The following is a 6216-nucleotide window of genomic DNA, read 5'->3' as shown; positions in this document are numbered from 1 at the left end:
ACCTGCGGATTAACAGTCCGTCGCTCTACCAACTGAGCTATCAGGGAAAAGAGGCAATATTATATGTCGCCTGTTCCATATTTGCAAGACTGATACTGCATCTACACAAACACGGCCATCGCCGACCTTCTACTGCCATCAGCGCCGCACTTGCATGCGGCGCCGAAGAAGCAAGATCTTAAAGCACTTTGGCGATCGCGTCAATAACGATGTCGATATTGCGCGAATTCAACGCTGCCACGCAGATGCGGCCCGTGTCGACGGCGTAGATCGACTGCTCGCGCAAGGACGCCACTTGCTCCTTGGTCAGACCCGAGTACGAGAACATGCCGATTTGCTGGCGCACGAATTCGAAGTCGTGGCCCGGCGCCTTGGCTTTCAGCTTTTCCACGAAGGCGTTGCGCATTTCGCGGATGCGCACGCGCATGCCGGTCAGTTCCTCTTCCCACAGCTGGCGCAGTTCCGGCGTGGCCAGGACGGTGGCGACCACCTTGCCGCCGTGTACTGGCGGGTTCGAGTAGTTGGTGCGCACGACACGTTTCAATTGCGACAGCAAACGGGCCGCTTCATCGGCGCTCGAGGCGACGACACTCAGGGCGCCCACGCGTTCGCCGTACAGCGAGAACGATTTCGAGAACGAGTTCGATACCAGCAGCGGGCCGCCCGCGTCGGCGAAGCGGCGCACCACGGCGCCGTCTTCGGCGATGCCGTTGGCGAAGCCTTGATAGGCCATGTCGAGGAAGGGCACCAGGCCGCGCGACGTCACCACGCTGATGATCTGGTCCCACTGGGCCACGCTCAGGTCGGCGCCGGTCGGGTTATGGCAGCAGGCGTGCAGCACGACGATGGAACCGGCCGGCATGGCGTTCAGGCTGGCCAGCATGCCGTCGAAATTCACGCCATGGGTGGCGGCATCGTAGTACGCGTAGTTATTCACGACGAAACCGGCGCTTTCGAACAGCGCGCGGTGGTTTTCCCAGCTCGGGTCACTGATGTAGACTTGCGCACCCGGCGCGAAGCGCTGCAGGAAGTCGGCGCCGATCTTCAGCGCGCCCGTGCCGCCGATGGCTTGCACGGTGACGGCGCGGCGCTCTTGAATAACGGCGCTATCGGCGCCAAATACGAGTTCTTGCACCGCCTTGTCGTAGGCAGCGAGGCCTTCGATCGGCAGATAGGTGCGTGGGGAAGCCTGTTCGATCAGGATGGCTTCCGCCTTGCGTACGCAAGCTAACAGAGGCACCTTGCCGTTGTCGTCATAATAGACGCCAACGCCCAGATTGATTTTGGCGGGATTCTGGTCCGCGTTAAATGCTTCGGTGATGCCCAGGATCGGGTCGCGTGGGGCCATCTCGATGGCGCTAAACAGACTGGCAGAAACAGTTGGGTTCGTCATGATAAGATTGGATTCGATTGGAAGCAGGTTCACAGCGGAGTTGTAGACAGCGCCCCAAAATACAACGCCAGGGCCGCCAGCAGAGCACTATTCTAACAAAGGTCTGATTCACATGCCCGAATTATCTACCGCCAGCGAGGCGGAAAGCGCAATTATCTCTTTCCCGGATTCCCCCTTCAAGCTGCACCAGCCCTTCCCTCCGGCCGGCGATCAGCCGGCGGCGATCGCCCAATTGTCCGAGGGGATTGCCGATGGCCTGGCCTTCCAGACCCTGCTGGGCGTGACCGGTTCGGGCAAGACCTACACCATGGCCAACGTCATCGCGCGCATGGGCCGGCCCGCCATCGTCTTTGCGCCGAACAAGACCCTGGCGGCGCAGCTGTACAGCGAATTTCGCGACTTTTTCCCGCAAAACGCGGTCGAATACTTCGTCAGCTACTACGATTACTACCAGCCTGAAGCCTACGTGCCGCAGCGCGACCTGTTCATCGAAAAGGACTCGTCGATCAACGAACATATCGAGCAGATGCGTTTGTCGTGCACCAAGTCGCTGATGGAACGGCGCGACGTCATCATCGTCGCCACCGTCTCGGCCATCTACGGTATCGGCAATCCGAACGAATACCACCAGATGATCCTGACGTTGCGCGTCAAAGACAGGGTCGCCCAGCGCGACGTCATCGCGCGCCTGATCCAGATGCAGTACACGCGCAACGAGGTCGATTTCGGCCGCGGCACCTTCCGCGTGCGCGGCGACACGATCGACATCTTCCCCGCCGAGCATGCGGAACTGGCCGTGCGCCTGGAAATGTTCGACGACGAGATCGAATCGATCCAGCTGTTCGACCCGCTGACGGGCCGCGTGCGGCAAAAGATCCCCCGCTTTACCGTGTACCCGGGCTCGCACTACGTGACGCCCCGCTCCACCGTGCTGCGCGCCGTCGAGACCATCAAGGACGAGTTGCGCGAGCGCCTCGAGTTCTTCCGCAAGGAGAACAAACTGATCGAGGAACAGCGGCTGGAACAGCGCACGCGCTTCGACCTGGAAATGATGGCGGAAATCGGTTTCACCAAGGGCATCGAGAACTACTCGCGCCACCTGTCCGGCGCGCTGCCGGGCGAACCGCCGCCGACCCTGGTCGACTATCTGCCGCCCGATGCCCTGATGTTCCTCGACGAGTCGCACGTGCTGACGGGCCAGCTGAGCGCCATGTACAACGGCGACCGCTCGCGCAAGACCAACCTGGTCGACTATGGCTTCCGCCTGCCGTCGGCGCTCGATAATCGCCCTTTGAAATTCGAGGAATTCGAGCAGAAGATGCGCCAGACCGTGTTTGTCTCGGCCACGCCGGCCGAATACGAAAAGACGCATTCGGATCAGGTGGTCGAGCAGGTCGTGCGCCCCACGGGCCTGGTCGACCCGCAGATCATCGTGCGCCCGGCCAGCAGCCAGGTGGACGACCTGATGTCGGAAATCGTCGAGCGCATCAAGAAGGACGAGCGCGTGCTGGTAACGACCCTGACCAAGCGCATGTCGGAGCAATTGACGGAATACCTGGGCGACCATGGCATCAAGGTGCGCTACCTGCACAGCGATATCGAGACGGTGGAGCGCGTGGAAATCCTGCGCGACCTGCGCCTGGGCACCTTCGACGTGCTGGTGGGCATCAACCTGCTGCGCGAGGGTCTGGACTTGCCGGAAGTGTCGCTGGTTGCCATTCTCGACGCGGACAAGGAAGGCTTTTTGCGCTCCGAGCGCAGCCTGATCCAGACCATCGGCCGCGCCGCGCGTAACCTGAACGGCACGGCGATTTTGTACGGCGACCGCATCACGGACTCCATGCGCCGCGCCATCGACGAGACGGAACGCCGCCGCAACAAGCAGATCGCCTTCAACACGGCCAACAACATCGTGCCGATCGGCGTGAAAAAATCGATCCGCGAAATGATCGACGGCGTCTACAGTCCGCAGGAAGCGCGCGAAACCTTGCAAGTGGCGCAGGAAGCGGCCAAGTTCGAAGCCATGAGCGAGAAACAGGTCAGCAAGGAAATCAAGCGCCTGGAAAAACTGATGCTCGACCACGCCAAGAACCTGGAGTTCGAAAAAGCGGCGCAGGTGCGCGACCAGCTGCATATCCTCAAGCAGCAGCTGTTCGGCGCGCCCGGCACCGACAATGTGGCGTCGATGCTGGGCAAATGAATACCACGCCATGCGTCGGATTAGGCCCTGCGGGCCGTAATCCGACAACATTGTTGGCGCTGGTGGTGGTGTCGGATTACGCGGCCTTGCCGCTAATCCGACCTTGAAAAGCCGCTCGGCACGAAGTCCTGGGCTGTGGCTTGACCGTACCAGCGAGTACAGGATTGCTGCCCATGGGTTTGCCCTACTCCGGCAACGAATAATCGATGTCGTAGAAATGCTGTCCATTGACGATGCGGATGGCCAGGGTGCCGCTGATGCCCGTCAACTGCCCCGTGCCGGAATGCGGCACGATCTCGATGGACAGCTGCTGTTTGCCATCGGCCATCGTGCCCGCGTGCTGCGCCACGAAGCTGCCTTGCCTGCCCTGCAGGACGCCCGTGATGGCTTCCATGGCGACATAGCCGGCCGCGCCCTTGGTGTCGGTGACGGCGTTGAGCATCTCGCCCGTGGCCGTGGCGACCAGGTCGCCGGCATAGACTTTGTCGAGCAGTACCTTGCCCAAGGTTGTGCGCCCCGCGCGCTGCGGCGCCGCGGACGGCGTCATGGTGATGCTAAAACTTCCCGTAGCGTGGACATGCATGCGATGATCCCCCTCTGCAGACGAGGCGGCGCCGGCTGGCGCCGCCGATAGACAACATGCGGCCAGCATCAGGCCAGACAAGCTGTGTGATTTCATGACTCCCTTTCAATCGATGCGAGAGCACCATCCTAGTGCCGCGCAGGAGACAAATATTGGATAAAGCCGACAACGCGCGCAATGTGCTCGCCGCGCGCGGGCTGGCGCCGAAAGGTATCGTCGACCCGCTGGCTGCGGCGCGCCGCATACGGCTGGCGACCTATCCACCGGCTGCTACGCTGGCGCCGTTCGTCGAATATTTCTGGGTGGTCGAATGGGACAGGCGGGGCTGCGCGCCGGAGACGCAGCGCGTGCTGCCCTACCCGAACGCCCACCTCGTATTCGACCTTGGGCGCACCGCCATCCATGGCGTGGTGCGCGGCGCCTTCGACCGGCCGTTGACCGGTGCCGGCAAGGTGCTGGGCGTGCGCTTCGCGCCGGGCGGCCTGCGCCCGTTCATCACGCAGCCACTTTCATCGTTCACTGACACGACCATCGCCGCCGACACCCTGCTGGGCATGCCGGCCGCGCAAGCCGAGGCGCGTGTGCTAGGCCAGTCCGACGATCTGGCCATGGTGGCGCAGGCACAGGCGCTGCTGCTGGCAAGGCTGCCGCAGATCGATGACGGCGCCCTGCTGGCCGCCAGGCTGACCGCCGCAGCGGCGGCCCACAACGGCCCGGCGAGCGTGGCGCAGCTGTGCGAAAAAATGGCCATCGGCGAACGCCGGCTGCAGCGCCTGTTCGCCAACTACGTGGGCGTGCCGCCGAAGTGGGTGATCCAGCGCTATCGCCTGCAGGAAGCGATCTGGCGCCTGGCACAACCCGATGCGCCCGACCTGGCCAGCCTGGCGCATGAACTGGGCTTCTTCGACCAGGCCCATTTCAGCCGCAGTTTTGCGGAACTGGTGGGCAATACGCCGCTCGACTATCGCCGCTCGCAGCTGGCGCCAGCCGTCTAGCCCGGGGCTGCGGCACACTCACCGCACTGCGCTCATGCCCGCCGCCCCTGCTTGCCGATGCTCGCGCTCATCATATCGAACAGGGTGCGTGACGCGGGCGGCATCACGTGCTGATGGCGGCTGATCAAGCCCAACGTGCGCTTGACGGCAGGATTGACGAGCGGCACGCCAACCACCGTGCTTTGCAGCTCCGGCAAGATGGACAACCCGGGCACCGCCGCCACGCCCAAGCCCGACTCCACCAGCGCCAGTATGCCTGACACGTGGTTGATCTCGCACGAGATCCACGGGTGCTTTTCCACGCCGGCCAGCGCCGCATCGAGCACGCTGCGGTTGCCGCTCGACTTGGCCACCGAGATATAGCGTTCATCGACGGTATCCTTCCAGTTCAGCTTCTTGCGCTTGGCCAGCCGGTGATCGTGCCGCATCGCCAGCACGTAGCTCTCGACATAGATGGGCTGGAAATAGATCTCCGGATTTTCCGCGCCCGTGAAGCTGATGCCGAAATCCGCCTCGCCCGCCAGCACGAGGTTGAGCACGTCCTGCGCGCTTTCATCATGCACGCGCACGCGGATTTTCGGAAACTGCGCGCTGAAGCGCTTGAGCACGTCCGGCAGGAAGTGCCACACGGCCGAAGGCACGCAGGCGAACGTCACCGTCCCGGTACGGTGCGCGGCCAGGTCGGCGACACCCAGCACGGCATCCTCCAGGCCGTTGAGCGCATCGCGCACGTTCACCAAAAACACCTGCCCGACATTGCTCAGCTGCACGCGCCGGGTGGTGCGTTCGAACAGCTTGACGCCCAGCGCCTCTTCCAGTTTTTCGATGCGGCGGCTGAGCGCCGGCTGCGACAGGAACAGGTCGGCTGCGGCCTGTCTAAAGCTGTTGCGCTCCGCCACGGCCACAAAGGCCTGCAAATCATGAAGTTCGTAATTGATGCGCTGCATGCATTAATCCCTGGAAAAATTGCAATTATCAAATTATGCCATTTCAACGATGATGGGGGCCTAATGCTGAGCCTCGCCAAGAAGGCATCACTCAAAAA

General features: G+C 62.5%; 5 protein-coding genes. 2 read left to right on the top strand and 3 right to left on the bottom strand.

Annotated features, from left to right (window positions below):
• Positions 1-178: 178 nt before the first annotated feature.
• Entirely contained in the window at positions 179-1393 is a 1215-nt protein-coding gene (locus tag AC54AF_RS18540; RefSeq protein WP_496637709.1) for an amino acid aminotransferase, read from the bottom strand.
• A gap of 112 nt (positions 1394-1505) precedes the next feature.
• Between AC54AF_RS18540 and uvrB the strand changes: the two genes are divergently transcribed.
• Positions 1506-3593 carry an excinuclease ABC subunit UvrB gene (gene uvrB / locus AC54AF_RS18535; RefSeq protein WP_496637708.1) on the top strand — a complete coding sequence of 696 codons (2088 nt, stop codon included), beginning with the start codon at positions 1506-1508 and terminating at the stop codon, positions 3591-3593.
• A 184-nt stretch (positions 3594-3777) separates the two neighbouring features.
• On the opposite strand, the gene AC54AF_RS18530 is transcribed toward uvrB, so the two are convergent.
• Positions 3778-4272, bottom strand: a complete 495-nt coding sequence (locus tag AC54AF_RS18530; RefSeq protein ID WP_496637707.1) for a DUF3224 domain-containing protein — start codon at positions 4270-4272, stop codon at positions 3778-3780.
• A gap of 56 nt (positions 4273-4328) precedes the next feature.
• Here AC54AF_RS18530 and AC54AF_RS18525 point away from each other — a divergent pair, with 56 nt between their 5' ends.
• On the top strand, positions 4329-5171 hold the full coding sequence (locus tag AC54AF_RS18525; protein WP_496637706.1) for a DUF6597 domain-containing transcriptional factor: 843 nt from the start codon (positions 4329-4331) through the stop codon (positions 5169-5171).
• Between the two features lie 32 nt (positions 5172-5203).
• Here the strand turns inward: AC54AF_RS18525 and AC54AF_RS18520 are convergent, their stop codons facing one another.
• On the bottom strand, positions 5204-6118 hold the full coding sequence (locus tag AC54AF_RS18520; RefSeq protein ID WP_496637705.1) for a LysR family transcriptional regulator: 915 nt from the start codon (positions 6116-6118) through the stop codon (positions 5204-5206).
• Between the last annotated feature and the right edge of the window lie 98 nt (positions 6119-6216).

It is taken from the genome of Janthinobacterium sp. JF4, from assembly GCF_059617925.1.
The sequence above is the reverse complement of the archived record's forward strand: the minus strand, read 5'-3'. Positions and strand labels throughout refer to the sequence as shown.